Raw genomic sequence first — 998 nt, 5'->3', positions numbered from 1 at the left:
GCGAAGGAGCCCAGATGCCAGGACGCAACCACAGCCGCGATTTCAAACTTGAGGTGGTGGGCCAGATCAATGCCGGCCTGTCCACCACCGCTCAGCTCTGCCGAGAACATTCCCTGGCCCCCAGCCTGATCCACCGTTGGCGCAAAGAGGTCGAGGCACGCGGCGAGGCGGCGTTCACCGACCCCGCAGCGACGGACCGCAGTGCTGAATTACGGATTGCTGAACTAGAACGCTATTGCGGCCAGTTATCCCTGGAAAACACGATTTTGAAAAAATCGCTGGCGACGTACCGCTTGAACAAAGGCATCAAATGATCACGGATGCGCGACACGCGCATCCCACGGTGTCGGTGCGTCGCCTGTGTGAACTGCACCAGGTCAGTCGATCCTGGTACAGCTATCAACTGGACCGAGAGGCTGTCGATCCGGATCGACAGCTGGCCGAAGACATCGAAGCGGTGGTGCTGAAATGGACTGGATATGGCTATCGCCGGGTCACTCACGAACTCGCCCGGAGAGGGCGTCCAGCGAACCACAAACGTGTCTTGCGGGTGATGCGGGAACGCCGGCTGCTGTGCAGGACCAAGCGGCGCTTTCAGCCCACGACAGATTCCACCCACAACCAGTCAAGATTTGCCAATCTGCTGCCACACCTCATTGTGACCAGACCTGACCAGGTCTGGCAGGCCGATCTCACGTACATTCGCGTCAAGCAGGGCTTCGTTTACCTCGCGTGCGTGCTGGACAGCTTTACGCGTGAAGTGGTGGGATGGTCTTTGTCGAGGTTCATGGACGCCGCCTTGCCCCTGGCAGCGCTGGACAACGCGCTTGCAGCGCGTTGTCCAGCAGCGGGGCTGGTCCACCATTCGGACCAGGGGGTCCAGTACGCGAGTCGGGCATATGTGGACCGCTTGCGGTCCATGGGCATAACGCCGAGCATGTCCAGGAAAGGGAATCCTTACGACAACGCCCGAATGGAGAGCTTCTACAAAACCTTGA

General features: G+C 59.7%; 2 protein-coding genes. Both read left to right on the top strand.

The window, feature by feature from the left end; translation table 11 throughout:
* Positions 1-314, top strand: a 314-nt coding sequence (locus IEY31_RS18530) for a transposase (protein WP_229723778.1), incomplete at its 5' end; no start/stop codon positions are given.
* The coding region (locus tag IEY31_RS18525; RefSeq protein WP_188974426.1) for an IS3 family transposase at positions 311-998 on the top strand (688 nt) is incomplete at its 3' end. The genes IEY31_RS18530 and IEY31_RS18525, both read left to right, overlap by 4 nt.

The organism is Deinococcus aerolatus (assembly GCF_014647055.1).
Taxonomy (GTDB): domain Bacteria; phylum Deinococcota; class Deinococci; order Deinococcales; family Deinococcaceae; genus Deinococcus; species Deinococcus aerolatus.
Note: the sequence above shows the minus strand (reverse complement) of the source record. Positions and strands in the feature narration are given on the sequence as shown.